The 15,458-nt window shown below is 44.3% G+C and carries 14 protein-coding genes and 4 pseudogenes; 8 read left to right on the top strand and 10 right to left on the bottom strand.

Features of this window, described 5'->3' with window-relative positions; all coding sequences use genetic code 11:
- Positions 1-3: 3 nt before the first annotated feature.
- Positions 4-1,035 (bottom strand): CDP-glycerol glycerophosphotransferase family protein, encoded by a 1,032-nt coding sequence (locus AACU28_RS09915; protein WP_121603678.1) that lies wholly within the window; start codon positions 1,033-1,035, stop codon positions 4-6.
- Between the two features lie 132 nt (positions 1,036-1,167).
- On the opposite strand from AACU28_RS09915, the gene waaA reads away from it, so the two are divergent.
- Complete coding sequence (waaA, locus tag AACU28_RS09910; protein WP_121602859.1) at positions 1,168-2,430, top strand: lipid IV(A) 3-deoxy-D-manno-octulosonic acid transferase; 1,263 nt, start codon at positions 1,168-1,170, stop codon at positions 2,428-2,430.
- A gap of 33 nt (positions 2,431-2,463) precedes the next feature.
- Here the strand turns inward: waaA and AACU28_RS09905 are convergent, their stop codons facing one another.
- Positions 2,464-3,177, bottom strand: coding sequence for a 3-deoxy-D-manno-octulosonic acid kinase (locus tag AACU28_RS09905; RefSeq protein WP_121602858.1), 714 nt, complete (start codon positions 3,175-3,177; stop codon positions 2,464-2,466).
- Between the two features lie 96 nt (positions 3,178-3,273).
- Here AACU28_RS09905 and AACU28_RS09900 point away from each other — a divergent pair, with 96 nt between their 5' ends.
- The 4 genes and pseudogenes from AACU28_RS09900 to coaD (AACU28_RS09885) all read left to right on the top strand — a co-directional run.
- A complete protein-coding gene (locus tag AACU28_RS09900) occupies positions 3,274-4,374 on the top strand; it encodes a glycosyltransferase family 9 protein (RefSeq protein WP_121602857.1) in 1,101 nt (366 codons plus the stop codon).
- Between the two features lies 1 nt (position 4,375).
- Positions 4,376-4,858, top strand: coding sequence for a pantetheine-phosphate adenylyltransferase (gene coaD, locus AACU28_RS09895; protein WP_121602856.1), 483 nt, complete (start codon positions 4,376-4,378; stop codon positions 4,856-4,858).
- A gap of 313 nt (positions 4,859-5,171) precedes the next feature.
- On the top strand, positions 5,172-5,924 hold the full coding sequence (locus tag AACU28_RS09890; protein WP_121602855.1) for a glycosyltransferase family 25 protein: 753 nt from the start codon (positions 5,172-5,174) through the stop codon (positions 5,922-5,924).
- Between the two features lie 42 nt (positions 5,925-5,966).
- A pseudogene (coaD, locus tag AACU28_RS09885) lies at positions 5,967-6,074 on the top strand (pantetheine-phosphate adenylyltransferase); the annotation flags it as partial.
- A gap of 62 nt (positions 6,075-6,136) precedes the next feature.
- On the opposite strand, the gene AACU28_RS09880 reads toward coaD (AACU28_RS09885), so the two are convergent.
- The 6 genes from AACU28_RS09880 to radC all read right to left on the bottom strand — a co-directional run bounded on the left by AACU28_RS09880 (position 6,137) and on the right by radC (position 10,307).
- Positions 6,137-7,141: an NAD-dependent epimerase gene (locus AACU28_RS09880; protein ID WP_121602854.1), complete on the bottom strand. Its 1,005-nt coding sequence runs from the start codon at positions 7,139-7,141 to the stop codon at positions 6,137-6,139.
- A 91-nt stretch (positions 7,142-7,232) separates the two neighbouring features.
- Complete coding sequence (gene mutM, locus AACU28_RS09875; RefSeq protein ID WP_121602853.1) at positions 7,233-8,042, bottom strand: bifunctional DNA-formamidopyrimidine glycosylase/DNA-(apurinic or apyrimidinic site) lyase; 810 nt, start codon at positions 8,040-8,042, stop codon at positions 7,233-7,235.
- Positions 8,043-8,044: 2 nt separating this feature from the next.
- Complete coding sequence (locus tag AACU28_RS09870) at positions 8,045-8,575, bottom strand: hypothetical protein (RefSeq protein WP_121602852.1); 531 nt, start codon at positions 8,573-8,575, stop codon at positions 8,045-8,047.
- A gap of 347 nt (positions 8,576-8,922) precedes the next feature.
- Positions 8,923-9,090: a 50S ribosomal protein L33 gene (gene rpmG / locus AACU28_RS09865; protein WP_002535344.1), complete on the bottom strand. Its 168-nt coding sequence runs from the start codon at positions 9,088-9,090 to the stop codon at positions 8,923-8,925.
- Between the two features lie 13 nt (positions 9,091-9,103).
- Positions 9,104-9,340 (bottom strand): 50S ribosomal protein L28, encoded by a 237-nt coding sequence (gene rpmB / locus AACU28_RS09860; RefSeq protein WP_004728407.1) that lies wholly within the window; start codon positions 9,338-9,340, stop codon positions 9,104-9,106.
- A 292-nt stretch (positions 9,341-9,632) separates the two neighbouring features.
- On the bottom strand, positions 9,633-10,307 hold the full coding sequence (gene radC / locus AACU28_RS09855; protein WP_026012282.1) for a RadC family protein: 675 nt from the start codon (positions 10,305-10,307) through the stop codon (positions 9,633-9,635).
- A 223-nt stretch (positions 10,308-10,530) separates the two neighbouring features.
- Here radC and coaBC point away from each other — a divergent pair, with 223 nt between their 5' ends.
- The 3 genes and pseudogenes from coaBC (at position 10,531) to lpxL (ending at position 13,523) form a co-directional block, all read left to right on the top strand.
- Positions 10,531-11,772 (top strand): bifunctional phosphopantothenoylcysteine decarboxylase/phosphopantothenate--cysteine ligase CoaBC, encoded by a 1,242-nt coding sequence (gene coaBC / locus AACU28_RS09850; RefSeq protein WP_108180977.1) that lies wholly within the window; start codon positions 10,531-10,533, stop codon positions 11,770-11,772.
- 139 nt (positions 11,773-11,911) lie between these two features.
- The gene (gene slmA, locus AACU28_RS09845; RefSeq protein ID WP_016768952.1) at positions 11,912-12,502 is read left to right on the top strand and encodes a nucleoid occlusion factor SlmA; all 591 of its coding nucleotides are present in this window, start codon (positions 11,912-11,914) and stop codon (positions 12,500-12,502) included.
- 39 nt (positions 12,503-12,541) lie between these two features.
- A pseudogene (lpxL, locus tag AACU28_RS09840) lies at positions 12,542-13,523 on the top strand (LpxL/LpxP family Kdo(2)-lipid IV(A) lauroyl/palmitoleoyl acyltransferase).
- Between the two features lie 129 nt (positions 13,524-13,652).
- Here the strand turns inward: lpxL and pyrE are convergent.
- Positions 13,653-14,296: pseudogene (gene pyrE / locus AACU28_RS09835) on the bottom strand (orotate phosphoribosyltransferase).
- 215 nt (positions 14,297-14,511) lie between these two features.
- Positions 14,512-15,229, bottom strand: a pseudogene (gene rph / locus AACU28_RS09830) (ribonuclease PH).
- Positions 15,230-15,458: the final 229 nt, after the last annotated feature.

Below are 15,458 nucleotides of genomic sequence, written 5' to 3'. Positions count from 1 at the left end.
GCCCTAGAATTTCCAATAGTTTAATGATTTACGGATCTTAAAATTACGAATCCAATTTTTTGGTTTTCTATCTTGCCAGCCACTTTCCAACACATCGGTAATAGCATTCAGAACCCTAGCCGACGATTGTCCATCTAAATGCGGTGTAATTGACGGGCCGTAATTAGCGATAGCGTCATCTCTAGCTTCATCAGCTAGCATGGCTTGCTTAATAGCTGATTCTAACTGTTCAGCCTGAGCAATATTAATAAAGCTTGCTTGAGGGTCACGATTATTTACCGTGACAACAGGCTTATTGAGCAACAAGAATTCCTGAAATATCGATGAGTTGTCACACACCATAACATCAGCTCGATGTTGCATTTCAATCACTCGGTCATTATCGAAAAAGAGAAGGTTATCCCCTTCCAGTGCTTGATATTTTACTCGTGTCTCTTGCTTCATTTTAGGGTGTAATGTCACTAACCATTGCCACTGACTACTTTGGCTTAGTCGCTTTAACTCTTCATAAACCAGTTCAGCACACGATAAACTTGGCGAAAACGTCGAAGCAAACAGAATTTGAGGTCTCTCATGACTCTTCTCACCAGCTTGATAACTAAACAAGCTATCTAGCTTCAACCACCCAGTCTCTTTTACTTGAAAATAGCCGCGTTGCTTGGCTAACGGCTCAAGCGAACTTGTTCTTTCATGGCCTTCAGTGCAATACAAATCAAATAGACCACGCTCAGGGTATAAGTTCCCTCGTTTGCTCTCGTTTAAGCCATGAAATACTTGCACCTTCAATCCTGGAATAAACGCAGGAACGCGATCACCGGGCACTAGAACAGCCGAAGGGTTAAAAGAGACAGCTTCAGCTAAAGAGACGCTCTGTTCATGCTCTAGTAAAAGATGTTCAGAAGCCTCATCACCAACAAGCAACCACTTAACATCGTGGCCGAGCTGCTTCGCGTAATCATAAAAGGGACGAAGGATAGCAAATGAGTAATTTTGCTCGACGTAGAGCAAGAAACGATAGGTTTGATCGGTTTGCATAAGCGATGAGATAAAATTCACCATTTCCGTTTGAAAGTGCAACTAAGCATTTAATTATAACGCTCTTTACTTTCGAGATTGAAGAAAATACTCTTCTCAATACTGATTTTACCTTCTGGTGTCACTGTTCTTATGCTTATACGACTTTTCTACACTCTCATATTGTCACTAGCCTCTCCGCTACTGCTGTATGGGCTTTATAAGAGTAAACCAGGCAAACCAAGTTTTGGTCAGCGTTGGAAAGAACATTTCGGGATCACGCCGCAAACTCAAGGTAAAAGCCCTATCTGGATTCATGCCGTGTCGGTTGGTGAATCTATTGCTGCGATGCCTGTTATCAAACAATTGAAACAGCGAGATCCAAATCAAGCCATCATCGTTACCACGACAACCAGCACGGGTGCTGAGCAGATAGACAAGCTTGGTGATTTGGTCGAGCATCGCTACATGCCGATTGATTTTTCTTGGTGTATTCGAGGTTTTTTGAAAACAGTTCAGCCTAAACAGATGCTAATCATGGAAACAGAATTATGGCCAAACACACTGCACTGCGTCGCTAAAGCTGGTATCCCCATTTCGGTACTCAACGCTCGCCTATCCGAACGCTCGTGCCAGCGTTATGCTAAATTCCAAGCCGTTTTTGACCTCTTAGCCAAAAACCTGTCTCAAGTACTTTGCCAATACCCAAGTGATGCTGAACGCTTTGTGAGGTTGGGGCTAGATAAAGCATCTGTGCATGTAACAGGATCGCTCAAGTTTGATATTGAAGTTTCAGCTGAACAAGTATCGAAAGGTAAAGCGTTACGTGAACAAATTGGCTTTGAACGCAGTGTATGGATAGCGGCCAGCACTCACCAAGGTGAAGATGAAATTGTTTTAGATGCTCATAGGCAACTTCTAAAAGACAACCCTAATGCCTTGCTGATGATTGTGCCTCGTCACCCTGAGCGATTTAACCAAGTGTTTGAGCTAGCTAAACAGCGCGACTTCAACACTATCACTCGAACAAGTCAGCAGCCAATAACGTCTGAGGTTGAAGTCTATATTGCGGATACGATGGGAGAAATGTTGGTATTACTCGGCGGATCTGACGTGTGCTTTATGGGAGGAAGCCTTGTAGGCGATAAGGTAGGTGGTCACAATCTTCTAGAGCCTGCGGCCCTGCAGTTACCTTTACTCAATGGTCCTAGCTACTTTAACTTCAGCGAGATCACAGACAAACTGCTGGAAGCCAATGCCGTGGTTATTTGTCAAGATAGCTGTGACATTGCAAGCCAACTCAGAGAGCTGTTCACCCAACCTAAATTACGTAAAGATAAAGGCTTAGCCGCTTATCAAGTTGTTGAACAAAACCGAGGAGCGTTGGATAAAACCTTGGCATACATTCTTAATTAATAGCCATTCTTAGCTAACAACTATTTGACCTAATTAGCCTTGGTAGCCCTTTAACATCGGCTCCCAATCCGACTCTTGCCATTGAATCTGGCGCTTGTTCACTTCTTTTAAGAACGAGCGCTTTAAGCGATTCAAGTTGCCTTCTTTCCAGTCATCACCCGCTTGCTGACCACACTTATCAAAGTCAATAATCCACACCCTTTGCGAGTCATCAAGCAGGATATTATGAATGTTGAGATCGGTATGATTAACCCCAGTATCGTGCATCTTGCGTACCTCTTGGCCAATTCGACGATAAACATCCGCATCTATCGGGCCATTGGCCAAGACATCAACCAGATCTTTGGCATTGGGAATTCGTTCAGACATTAAGTCCGCTCGATAAAGTAGTCCGCTTTTAATGGCTCTAGCAGCAATGGGCTTCGGTACATTCACACCTGCGTTTGCCAATGCCTTGAGAACATTAAGCTCCATTGCACAGCGCGTGCTTTCCCAATCAGAGAAACAATATTGGTCTTCGACTAGCTTCCCAAACAATCCGCCACGGCGATAATGGCGCAATGCGGCCTGTATTCCATCAAGCTGAATGAACCATGTGGTACCGCGTCCTTGAGCACTGCCTGAAATGACGTCTTGTTGCTGCCAATATTCAGCCTCAAAGATCTGAGCGATATCGCCCTCTGGTACCTGAGCCAAAAGTTCAGGGTCGTACCAAATTGTTTGGTTCTTGGTGCTAATCGTTTCCATCTATGAGGCCTTTGGGTCGCTTTTCGTCATTGCTATTTTACAACTAATGCGAGTATCTGCATAATTCTGATGTTATTCACTTTTTTCGGGCACTTTATGTCACTGTTCTCAACTGCACCTCAATCTCTTTGCATACTTCGCCTCTCCGCGATTGGCGATGTTTGTCATGCTATTTCTGTGGTTCAAGCCATCCAGAAGCAGTGGCCTGAAACGAAAATCACTTGGATAACGGGCAAAATAGAAGCCATGCTGATCGGCGATCTACCCGGTATTGAGGTGATTGTTTTCGATAAGAAACAAGGCTTCAAAGGAATGCGTGAATTATGGCGCCAGCTATCTGATCGTAAATTTGATGCACTTCTGCATATGCAAGCCGCACTCAGAGCCAGCGTGCTATCTTGGGGAGTTAAAGCAAAGTGTAAAGTAGGTTTTGGTAAAAATCGTACTCGTGAAGCTCAATCACTCTTTACCAACCGCCATCTACCTATCTCGGACAAGTTTCATGTACTGGATAACTTTGCCGAATTTGCTCGCTACATTGGTGTACCCTTCGATAAGCCTCAATGGGATATCCCTTTAACACTTGAAGATGAACAACTAGCAATCAGTACCATGGCAGACAAACCGACCTTGGTTATCTCCCCTGCTGCGAGCAAAGATTCTCGCAACTGGCTAACAGAGCGATACGCTGCTATTGCTGACTATGCTGTCGAACAAGGCATGCAAGTGGTGCTATGTGGTTCTCCGGCACCAAGAGAAGTTAACCTGGGTAACGACATCGAAAAATTATGCCAGTCGCCAGTAACCAACTTGATTGGCAAAACGAACTTGAAGCAACTGACTGCCGTACTGAAACATGCAACGGTGGTATTGGCACCTGATACTGGCCCAGCTCACTTGGCAACCACGCAGTCAACTCCTGTAATAGGCTTGTACGCACACAGCGATCCTCGTAGAACAGGCCCTTACAACGATCTCGATATCGTAGTAAGTGTTTATCAACAGCATGTAGAAGCACAACAAGGTAAGCTAGTCGAAGACCTTCCATGGGGAACCCGTGCGAAGGGTGATGATTTGATGAAAGACATCACCGTCGATATGGTAAAACAGCAACTCAACAAAGCCTTAAACTCTCGCCAAACACTAAATTCAGACGAAGCACTGGACTCGAATAACACATTAAGCAAGGACAGCTGATATGAGCACACACGTTATTTACCCAGGGACTTTTGATCCCGTAACCAATGGCCATCTTGATATTATTATTCGTGCCGCAAGCATGTTTGACCATATCACCGTCGGGGTGGCAGCCAGCCCAAGTAAAAAGACCATGTTTGAATTAGATGAACGAGTTGAGCTACTACGTGATGCGGTGGCTCACCTGTCTAATGTATCTGTTGAAGGGTTTTCGGGGTTACTGGTCGATTTTGCTAAACAGCAACAAGCGAATGTGTTGGTGAGAGGCCTAAGAACAACCATGGATTTTGAATATGAGTTCGGGCTCACTAGCATGTACAGGAAGCTACTGCCTGGCCTTGAAAGTGTATTTTTAACGCCCTCAGAGGAGTATGCATTCCTCTCTTCGACAATAGTTCGAGAAGTGGCCATCCATGGTGGGGATATTCGTCAGTTTGTGCCACAAAAAGTGGCTGCAGAAATAAAACTCAAAACGACAAACTAATCCTCTCTTCTCCAAAAAATAACATAGCGCTCATTGAGCGCTATGTTTTAGTAGATGTAATACCAACCCTAAAAACTTCTCAGGACAGGGTTATGGTCTCAACAAAGGTTCCGAACTCAAGACCAGGGAGCTTGAAAAGTCGAGTATCAAAGCTACTTCGTGGTAGTCCTTCATTGAAATGAATCCGTTTTTCTCTAACGTTAGAGTGAATTACTCTTTCTACAGTTATAATCTCTTAGAAAAAGGAACAACCATTACAAAAAATCTAAGTGAGTGATAACATATCGCTCTTATATATGAATACATACAATTTATGAAAGCATACTGCATTACTTTAAAAGGCAATGATAGCCGACAAATATCAACAGCTAATGCTCTCAAAAGTGTTCAGGTTGATTTTGAGTTTTTTATTGGAGTGGATGCGCGAACCGATCAACACCCCCTACTAACAAGAATTCACGATAGAGCTTTTTTACACAATATGGGCAGGTCGCATGCAATTGGAGAAGTTGGATGCTATGCAAGCCATTACCTTATTTGGCAAAAATGTATAGAGCTCAATGAACCCATTTTAGTCTTCGAAGATCATGCCAATATTGATATCGACATATTTCGCAATACTCTGACTATCGCCGAGCAGCATATTAAGCAGTGTGGTTTTATTCGCTTACAAGACAGTAAGAACAAATTGCATTATCCTGTACGCCACTACAAAATCCAGAAACTTGTAAAATACTTAAAAGTTCCTCAAGGTACAGCTGCCTATGCTTTATCCCCTAACGCAGCAAGATCTTTTATTAAGCATAGCCAAGTTTTTAGTTACCCCGTAGATGTATTTTTGAGAAACACTTGGGCCCATAAACGCCCCATGTTTGGCGTTTCTATTGCGGGGTTACAACGTAGTAAACAGCCTTCCATTATTGGCGATCGTAAACATAAAGGTAAAAAAAATTACTTTATAGCCTTTATGAAGATTGTTAACAAAATAAAAAGCATGACGTTTAACCTGACAACCAATATTTGTCACCTTGTTGCCTTAGGTAAAGAATACAGACCAAAGTTATAAAGGTAGAAAAACGAAACACTGACTTTCCTCACCATAAACCAATTCCTTACTAACATAATTGTCCGTGAAGTCACTATTCATGGCGGGGATATTAGTCAGTTTGTGCCACAAAAAGTAGCAACCGAAATAAAACTCAAAACAGCTAAATAGTCCTCATGAACAGAAGAAAAATAGCGCTCATTGAGCGCTATTTTTAATGAAACCGTGACTTTTTAAAGCGAGTAATAGGCTTTATACCAATCCGCGAAAGCTTTTGCTCCTTCTTGGATCTTCACTTGAGGCTTATAGCCAACTGCTTCAAACAGATCGTCAGTATCAGCGTAAGTCGCGTACACATCACCTGGCTGCATTGGCATGAAGTTCTTTTTCGCTTCAACACCTAGAGCACCTTCTAATGCTTCTATGTAATCCATCAATTTAACGGGGCTACCATGGCCGATATTAAATACGCGATATGGTGCTGAACTGGTTGCAGGTGAGCCTTGCTCCACAGTCCAATCTGGCTGCTTAGCTGGAATACGGTCTTGAACACGAATAATACCTTCAACAATATCATCGATATAAGTGAAATCACGCATCATGTCGCCATTGTTATAGATGTCGATCTGTTTACCCGCCACAATTAAGTTCGCAAACTTAAACATCGCCATATCAGGGCGGCTCCAAGGTCCGTAAACGGTAAAGAAGCGCAGGCCTGTCGTCGGTACATCATATAAATGAGAGTAGGTATGCGCCATCAATTCATTCGATTTCTTAGTCGCGGCGTATAGTGAAATCGGGTGATCAACACTGTCTGCTGTATGGAATGGCATTTTTTGATTCAAGCCATAAACAGAGCTCGATGAAGCGTAAACTAGGTGTTCAACCTTGTTATGGCGACAGCCTTCAAGAATAGCTAAATGACCAACAAGGTTGCTATCGGCATACGCCATCGGGTTATCAATTGAGTAACGAACGCCAGCTTGTGCCGCTAAATGAATAACACGGTCAAACTTTTGCCCAGCAAACAGCGTTGCCATGCCTTCTCTATCAGCAAGATCCAGCTCGATAAAAGTCAGGTTTTCATGTTCAATGCGTTTTAGTCGGTCATGTTTTAAAGAGACTTGGTAGTAATCATTTAAGTTATCAATACCGATAACCTCATGTCCTGCCGCACATAGTCGCTCTGACACTGCGGAGCCGATAAAACCGGCAACGCCAGTTACTAAATATTTCATTCTACTATTCTCAATTCGTATCATTAATGTAATTGTAGCGACTAGCCCGCATATCTACTAGCAGTAAAAAGTTAACGTAAGTTCAGTTTTTTTAAACTTGGCACTCTTCACAAAAGAACGTATTCCTCTGCCCTATTTTTAACTCTTGAATTAGAGCTTCACAGTTAGGGCACTTTTCACCGGCTTTCCCATACACTTGTAGCTCTTGAGCAAAATACCCCGGCTTGCCATCCGCTTGTGCGAAATCTTTGAGTGTAGTACCGCCTTGTTTGATGGCGGTAGCGAGTACTTGTTTGATCTCTTTGGTTAACAAGGCCCATTCTTCTTTTGTCACTTTGCTTGCTGGCCGCAAAGGATGGATTCGTGAAGAAAACAGCGCTTCATTGGCGTAGATATTTCCCACGCCGACCACCACTTTGTTGTCCATAATGAACTGTTTGACGGCAACTTTACGCTTTTCTGCTTTTTCAGCAATGTAATCTGCGTTGAAGTCGTCAGTTAGTGGCTCAGGACCAGAACCCAGTAATACTGTATGTATTTCATCAGGCGCCGACCATAACCACGCACCAAAGCGACGCGGATCGTTGTAACGCAATATCTTGCCATTGGTTAACTTAAGATCCACGTGATCGTGCTTGGCCGCTGGAAAATCGGCATCTAACACGCGCAGTGAGCCAGACATCCCAAGGTGAACAATGGCTGTTCCGGTATCAGTTTCTATCAATAGGTACTTAGCTCGGCGTGAAATAGAGCGAATCACCTGCCCTTCTAATCGCTTAAGTTCTTGAGGGATATCCCAACGCAATTTAGGTGTACGAAAAGTCAGAGTTTTAATTTTCTCACCGACTAAATGAGGCGAGATCCCCATTCGGCTTACTTCAACTTCGGGTAATTCAGGCATAGTTAGTCGTCCGATTTAGGTGATTTTTCTGATATAGATAGCTTGTCTGACTTAAATGACTGGTCTGAGCCAAAACTTGGAAACAAGTAGCTCTCTTCAATAGACACCGCCAACCACTGATCATTCCAGTTTTTTAGCAGCCAGAACTGAGGCAGTTGATAATAGGTAATGCGTTGTGGTTCTTCTTGATCTTGATACCACACCTCGATGGTGTGCGGGGTATTCAGTTGTGGTGAGAGGTCGGTATAGGTTTGAGAATCGACTTCGGTACCCACAAGCTCTTTCCATCGCTGCGACAACTCTTGTGCACTGGTAGTTTGAGGAAGTGTTGTATCTTTAAATTGATAAACCCAGTGATCGTCTTCTAGCACAACTGACCAATTAGCAAAGTGCAAAGCTTGAAGCTCAGCTGCTGGATTTAAAAGAGAAGGATAAGGGCTGCTGACCGTAACTTCAGGTTCGGGCTCGATCAAATAAGCTTTGATCAATGTTGGAAGGTTTAACACCCCAATAAAAGCAATCACACTGAACATGAGTATGTTGTTCCATCGGCGTCCACGATATCTCATCTGATTCTGCTCATCTAACCTATTGAGTGTTCAGTATATCGTGAAAAAGGCGATACTTTCTATGTTGCGCTATTTTCTATCACATAAGCCCATCGGCAAGTGTAATGTCTGTGCGGTAGGTGCCAAATTGAGCCAATGAAACTTACGTCTATCAAAAACACTTAGTCTTCTCGAAAAAGCTTAGGCTTATCAAAAAACCTTAGACCTCTCAAAATAATGGGGCTTCCTAAATTTTGGGCATAAAAAAACCCAGCTATAAGCTGGGTTTTTAATTTATTCTTCTATAAAAGAAGAGACAAAGGGGCTATCAATTACTTGATTTTAGCTTCTTTGTACATAACGTGCTGGCGAACTACTGGATCAAACTTTTTGATCTCAAATTTGCCTGGCATGTTACGCTTGTTCTTGTCAGTTGTGTAGAAGTGACCAGTTCCAGCAGAAGATACTAGACGGATTTTCTCACGAATGCCTTTAGCCATTGCTTAATTCCTCTTAAACGTTTTCGCCACGTGCACGGATATCAACAAGAACAGCATCGATGCCTTTCTTATCAATAATACGCATGCCTTTAGCAGTTAGACGTAGTTTAACAAAACGTTTTTCGCTCTCTACCCAGAAACGGTGAGTTTGTAGGTTCGGCAGAAAACGACGCTTGGTAGCATTGCGTGCGTGTGAACGGTTATTACCCGTTACTGGACGCTTACCAGTTACTTGACATACTCGGGACATGAATGTCTCTCCAAATCGTTTCAGCTCGATATCAACCTTGGTGGCCGAACCTCTCTATCAATTCTGAAAATAGAGGTAAAAACCATAATGGAAAATCCATTCAAGGCTATCAAAGGTCGCGTATTATACTAACTTGACATGCATTGCTCAAGACCCGAACAGATCCTTTTTAAGGATTTCGTGATCTTTTTTTGAACAGGGCAGCTATTTGAGTAATCAGAGCTGATTTAAGGTTCTAAAATGTGGGCGGAATGATAGCAGATTTAACGCAACTAACAACCTAAAATGTGATTCAAATCCATCCGCGTTCTGCAAAAGAGATAACTTCGCCATCTCCAACCACAAAATGGTCGAGAATTCGGATGTCCACCAGCGCCAATGCGTCGGTTAATCTGCGTGTAATTCGCCTATCTGCTTGGCTTGGCTCCGCGACACCAGAAGGATGGTTGTGCGCTAGGATTAATGCTGCTGCATTATGATGAAGTGCCCGTTTCACTACTTCTCTAGGGTAAACTGATGCGGCATCGATGGTTCCTTCAAACATCACTTCATCCTTTATTACTCTATTTTGGTTATCTAGGAACAAGATATAGAAGGCTTCTCGCTGGCGATCGCGCAATATACTCGAAAGATACAACTTGGTATGGCTTGGGCTAGTGAGTGCATCCCCTCGAGATAAAGTCTCTGCCAAATAACGTTGCGTCATCTCTAAAACAGCCTGCAACTGGACATATTTCGCCTGCCCCATCCCTTTATGAGCACAAAACTCAGTCTCGGTTGCAGAAAAAAGTTGGCGCAGTGAACCAAAATCTTTGATCAACTTGTCAGAAAGCTCTAAAACATTCATTCCTTGTGTGCCCGTTCGAAGAAATATCGCTAACAACTCCGCATCACTTAGAGAATCTGGCCCTCGACTCAGTAACTTTTCTCTTGGCATCGACTCAACAGGCATCTTACTTATAGGCATATAAAGGCTATTTAGGGTCATGAATACGATCCGTCAGCTTAATGAGCTTGCAACCAGAGATCCTTTGATAAAGAGAAAAGGAAACGAGTCGCTAGCAAAACCGTGTAATTGATAAGTTTGATAACACCAATTTGATGAGCATCAAGTCTGTTCGAATTCTGCTTCTAGGCACTAATCCTTTGTTCTGATATCGTAAGTCCCAGAGAAATTAAGGAACAGAATCATGCAAACATTGGTTAATCAACTGGATAACGCTGACCTACAAGGCCTAGCTGGGAAAAAAATCCTACTTGGCATTAGTGGTGGTATCGCTGCGTATAAATGTGCCGAACTGACTCGACGCTTAATTGAACGTGGGGCGCAAGTACAAGTCGTGATGACGAATGCAGCCAAGGAGTTCATCACTCCTCTCACCATGCAAGCCGTCTCTGGAAGGCCAGTATCTGATAGTTTGCTTGATCCTGCTGCTGAGGCTTCCATGGGGCACATCGAGCTAGCGAAATGGGCTGACCTGGTATTATTAGCACCGGCAACCGCTGACCTGATTGCGCGCATGACCGCAGGCATGGGTAACGACCTACTGACCACTTTGCTTTTAGCAACCGATGCGCCAGTTGCGGTATCTCCGGCAATGAACCAACAGATGTACAGCCACCCTGCAACTCAAGAGAACATCGCGACGCTAAAACGTCGTGGCTGTGAAATCTGGGGCCCTGCCGCAGGCGAACAAGCGTGTGGTGATGTCGGCATGGGTCGTATGCTAGAACCAATGCAGCTCGTGCACCGTTGTGAAGACTTCTTCCAACCTAAGCCGCTTGCTGGCCGTTCGGTGTTGATTACTGCGGGTCCAACTCGTGAAGCCATCGACCCGGTGCGTTACATTACCAACCATAGCTCAGGCAAGATGGGCTATGCACTGGCTGAAGCGGCCGCTAAACAAGGCGCAACAGTGACTCTAATCAGTGGCCCTGTTTCACTTGCGACGCCAAACAAGGTCAATCGCATTGATATCGACAGCGCACAACAGATGTTTGATGCCGTTACTGCCAACGCAGCTCAACACGATATTTTCATCAGCTGCGCCGCGGTGGCCGATTACCGCCCTGAGACCATTGCAGACCAAAAGCTTAAAAAGGTCGATGGTAAAGACGACATGACCATTCAAATGGTTAAGAACCCAGACATTGTCGCTTCTGTCGCCTCAATGACGGAAGGTCGCCCATTTACTGTTGGCTTCGCTGCAGAAACTCAAGATGTTGAGAAGTACGCGCGCGGCAAACTGGAAAGAAAGAACCTCGATATGATTTGTGCTAATGATGTCTCTGTCGAAGGACAAGGATTCAACAGCAGCAGTAATGAATTGCACCTTTATTGGAAAGACGGTGATAAATCTCTGCCACTGGATAGCAAAGACACACTTGGTTTCCAGATCCTCGATCAGATCCAACAACTTATTGTCGAATAAATATACGATTTCGCTCTGACAATGTGCTGACACCTCTCGATTCTGTTGACCTAGGGCTCACAAAACTAGGAAACAGAATTGAATGGTGTTTATAATCCTGCTTCACTCAATCCTCATCTTTAGGAAAGGAAGTAAATAGATGGCTGGTACTCGAAAATCAAACCGTCGTGAAGAAATCCTACAAGCTCTCGCACAAATGTTGGAATCGACCGAAGGTGCTTCTCGTATCACAACGGTAAAGTTGGCCAAGCAAGTCGGCGTATCTGAAGCTGCGCTCTACCGCCACTTCCCAAGCAAAGCTCGCATGTTTGAAGGCCTAATTGAGTTCATTGAAGAAGCGTTGATGTCTCGAATCAACCGTATTCTCGATGAAGAAAAAGACACTCTTGAGCGTATCCGCCTCGTGATGCAACTAATCTTAGTCTTTTCTGAGCGCAACCCTGGTTTGACTCGTATTTTGTCGGGCCATGCCCTAATGTTTGAGAATGAGCGCCTGCGTGAACGCATCAATCAGCTTTTTGAGCGCATTGAGACTCAACTTCGACAAATCCTGCGTGAAAGGAAGCTTCGTGAAGGGAAATCATTCCCTGTTGATGAGAAGATCTTAGCGGCTCAACTGCTCGGTCAGGTTGAAGGCAGCTTGAATCGATTTGTACGTTCTGACTTCAAATATCAACCGACAGAAAACTTTGATGCTTATTGGGCACTGCTGAGCGCTCAGATTAAGTAGCAATCAAATTAAGTAGCAATCAAATCTTAAGTGATGGTTATGACGACGAAAACTTCTCCGACAAACAGTACGGCACAACACGTTATTACTAAGCCACCTTTTACTCTGGCACTACTCCACCCTAAATACTGGGGAGTGTGGTTCGGTTTTGGGCTATTGGCGCTTATCGTTAATGTTCTCCCTTACCGTATATTATTACTGCTAGGTCGTTCATTGGGCTCTCTTGGGGCTCGCTATGGTAAAAAGCGCGTAGCGGTCGCAACACGTAACTTGGAACTCGCCTTCCCAGATAAGCCTGCTGATGAAGTCGCGGCTATGGTCAGTGAAAACTTTAAAAATACCGGCATGGCACTGATCGAAACCGGTATTACCTGGTTTTGGCCGACGTGGCGTTTCAAAAGAATCCTAGTTGATAAAGACACCCAAACACTGCGCACTCACAAAGCCAACGGTAAAGGTGTTTTGTTGTGCTGTGTACATGCCTTGAATCTAGAGATCACTGCGCGAGCAATGGCCGTTCTTGGTATTTCTGGTTTAGGTGTTTATCGCCCGCATAACAACCCAGCTTACGAGTTCATTCAATACCGTGGTCCGTACTCAGAACGGCAACCGTCTTATCCACCGTAAAGACGTGAAGCGTATGATTCGAATCCTGCGTCAGGGTGAGATCCTTTTCTATCTGCCGGATCATGACTATGGCCGTAACAAGTCTGTGTTTGTGCCTTTCTTCGCAGTAGAAGATGCGTGTACCACAACAGGCACCAGTATTCTGGCTTACACTAGCCGATGTGCACTTGTTCCGGGGTCTGGTTTTAGAAATGCCGATGGTAAGTATGAAATCATGGCGGATGAGTCCATCGAAGATGACTATCCACGCAAAGATGAAAAAGCCGCGGCCGCTTATCTAAACCGTTATCTTGAGAAGATTATTTTGCGAGCGCCAGAGCAATGGATGTGGCTGCACAAGCGTTTCAAAACCATGGAAGACCCAGAAATTGAGCGCGGTATTCGTTATAAATAGATAAGAAAGCAGCTCATCTCAATAGAAAAGTAAAAGGCCCGAAAGAGTTATCTCTCTCGGGCCTTTTTGCTTTTTCGATTCTTAACCTAGAGCGCTAAACCATCAGGTTCAACTTCTTCAGTTTACGAATTAGATGCCGTATTGAGCGCGGTAACGCTTTTACTGACTCTAGGTGTGCTGCGTCTGTGCCTTTCTCTTCAAGGAAAGTCACCAAGTCTGTCAGGCTAACGATTGAGATAATCGCACAACCGAAGTCACGCTCTACTTCTTGAATCGCAGACAATTCGCCTTTGCCTTTCTCTTGACGGTCGATAGCAACAAGCACACCCGCTAAGTCAGCACCGTTTGCTTGGATGATTTCCATCGACTCACGGATCGCTGTACCAGCAGTGATCACGTCATCCACTAGCATGATGCGACCTTCAAGTTCGCTACCCACTAGGTTGCCACCTTCACCGTGGTTCTTCCGCTTCTTTACGGTTGAAGCAGTAAGGCGTGTCCAAATCGTGGTGATCAGCGAGTGCAACCGCTGTTGTCGTTGCAATTGGGATACCTTTGTACGCAGGGCCAAATAGTACGTCGAACTCAATGCCTGAATCTGCCAATGCTGCTGCGTAGAAGCGACCTAAGCGTGCTAGGTCACGACCTGTATTAAACAATCCAGCATTGAAGAAGTAAGGGCTCTTACGGCCAGACTTTAAAGTAAACTCACCAAACTTAAGTACTTCTTTCTCTAGTGCAAATTCAATAAATTCACGTTGATATGCTTTCATGTTTTTCCTCTACGTTTATCCAATAAAACTTAATTAACTTAAACTCTTCTTAGTATCTTCTTAGTAGTCGTGTTTTCCGCTAGGCAACAAGCTTACGAAACCCGTGAGCTTACGAGTAGTAAGTGATTCGGGTGAGTAAGCACAGTTAACAACGCGGAGGGCGCGAATACGAAGAAGATAAAAAAATAGCCCCCAATGTGGGAGCTATCTAGAAACTAGTCGGCCAACGCAGCTTTCTGCGCTTCGACGATATCGATAATGCCCTTATTCGCCAGGGCTAAAAGCTGCATCAGCTCTTCGTGGCTGAACGGTTTCGCCTTCTGCGGTGCCTTGAATCTCAATCATCTTACCGTCTTCCGTCATTACAACGTTCATGTCGGTATCAGCTGCTGAGTCTTCAACGTACTCAAGGTCACACAGTGCTTGTGCACCAACGATGCCCACTGAAACTGCCGCTACGTGGCCTTTCATTGGGTTCTTTTTCAGTTTACCGCTTGCAAGTAAGCTGTTGATAGCATCAGCCATTGCAACGCTTGCACCTGAGATAGAAGCAGTACGAGTACCGCCGTCTGCTTGGATAACATCACAATCGACAGTGATCATGATTTCACCCATTACTTTCAGGTCAACAACAGCACGTAGGCTGCGAGCGATCAGACGTTGGATTTCCATCGTACGACCACCTTGCTTGCCGCTCGCCGCTTCACGACGGTTACGAGTGTGCGTTGCACGTGGCAGCATGCCGTATTCAGCCGTTACCCAACCCTTTCCTTGGCCTTTTAACCAACGCGGTACGTTTTCTTCTACCGTCGCATTACATAGAACTTTAGTGTTACCGAACTCAACTAATACAGAACCTTCAGCATAAGCCGTGTAGTTACGAGTAATTTTAATTGGACGAATTTGATCTACAGCGCGGTCATTTGGACGCATTGGTATCTACCTTATTTAACAGTCTGAAGTGATTTACTATCGAAAGAGTGCATCACCTAAGAAAGGGGTGAGACAGTTTTGATTGGGGCAAGATTATATAGCAGTTTATCTTTCAAATCTATTTACCATTCAAAGCGACTTACGACTTAAAGCGACTTGCGACTCAAAGATACTTACCGTGAAAGGCTATTTATCGCGGAAAAGCGACAGGCTTCGGGTGCACCCCGTA

The organism is Vibrio sp. SBT000027, assembly GCF_963894355.1.
Classification (GTDB): Bacteria; Pseudomonadota; Gammaproteobacteria; order Enterobacterales; family Vibrionaceae; genus Vibrio; species Vibrio splendidus.
Note: the sequence above shows the minus strand (reverse complement) of the source record. Positions and strands in the feature narration are given on the sequence as shown.

What these genes read in the sequence shown, in the direction of transcription:
- AACU28_RS09915 (WP_121603678.1), bottom strand. Translation starts at nt 1,035, where the DNA reads ATGCAAACCGATCAAACCTATCGTTTCTTGCTCTACGTCGAGCAAAAT.
- waaA (WP_121602859.1), top strand. Translation starts at nt 1,168, where the DNA reads ATGCTTATACGACTTTTCTACACTCTCATATTGTCACTAGCCTCTCCG.
- AACU28_RS09905 (WP_121602858.1), bottom strand. Translation starts at nt 3,177, where the DNA reads ATGGAAACGATTAGCACCAAGAACCAAACAATTTGGTACGACCCTGAA.
- AACU28_RS09900 (WP_121602857.1), top strand. Translation starts at nt 3,274, where the DNA reads ATGTCACTGTTCTCAACTGCACCTCAATCTCTTTGCATACTTCGCCTC.
- coaD (WP_121602856.1), top strand. Translation starts at nt 4,376, where the DNA reads ATGAGCACACACGTTATTTACCCAGGGACTTTTGATCCCGTAACCAAT.
- AACU28_RS09890 (WP_121602855.1), top strand. Translation starts at nt 5,172, where the DNA reads ATGAAAGCATACTGCATTACTTTAAAAGGCAATGATAGCCGACAAATA.
- AACU28_RS09880 (WP_121602854.1), bottom strand. Translation starts at nt 7,141, where the DNA reads ATGAAATATTTAGTAACTGGCGTTGCCGGTTTTATCGGCTCCGCAGTG.
- mutM (WP_121602853.1), bottom strand. Translation starts at nt 8,042, where the DNA reads ATGCCTGAATTACCCGAAGTTGAAGTAAGCCGAATGGGGATCTCGCCT.
- AACU28_RS09870 (WP_121602852.1), bottom strand. Translation starts at nt 8,575, where the DNA reads ATGTTCAGTGTGATTGCTTTTATTGGGGTGTTAAACCTTCCAACATTG.
- rpmG (WP_002535344.1), bottom strand. Translation starts at nt 9,090, where the DNA reads ATGGCTAAAGGCATTCGTGAGAAAATCCGTCTAGTATCTTCTGCTGGA.
- rpmB (WP_004728407.1), bottom strand. Translation starts at nt 9,340, where the DNA reads ATGTCCCGAGTATGTCAAGTAACTGGTAAGCGTCCAGTAACGGGTAAT.
- radC (WP_026012282.1), bottom strand. Translation starts at nt 10,307, where the DNA reads ATGCCTATAAGTAAGATGCCTGTTGAGTCGATGCCAAGAGAAAAGTTA.
- coaBC (WP_108180977.1), top strand. Translation starts at nt 10,531, where the DNA reads ATGCAAACATTGGTTAATCAACTGGATAACGCTGACCTACAAGGCCTA.
- slmA (WP_016768952.1), top strand. Translation starts at nt 11,912, where the DNA reads ATGGCTGGTACTCGAAAATCAAACCGTCGTGAAGAAATCCTACAAGCT.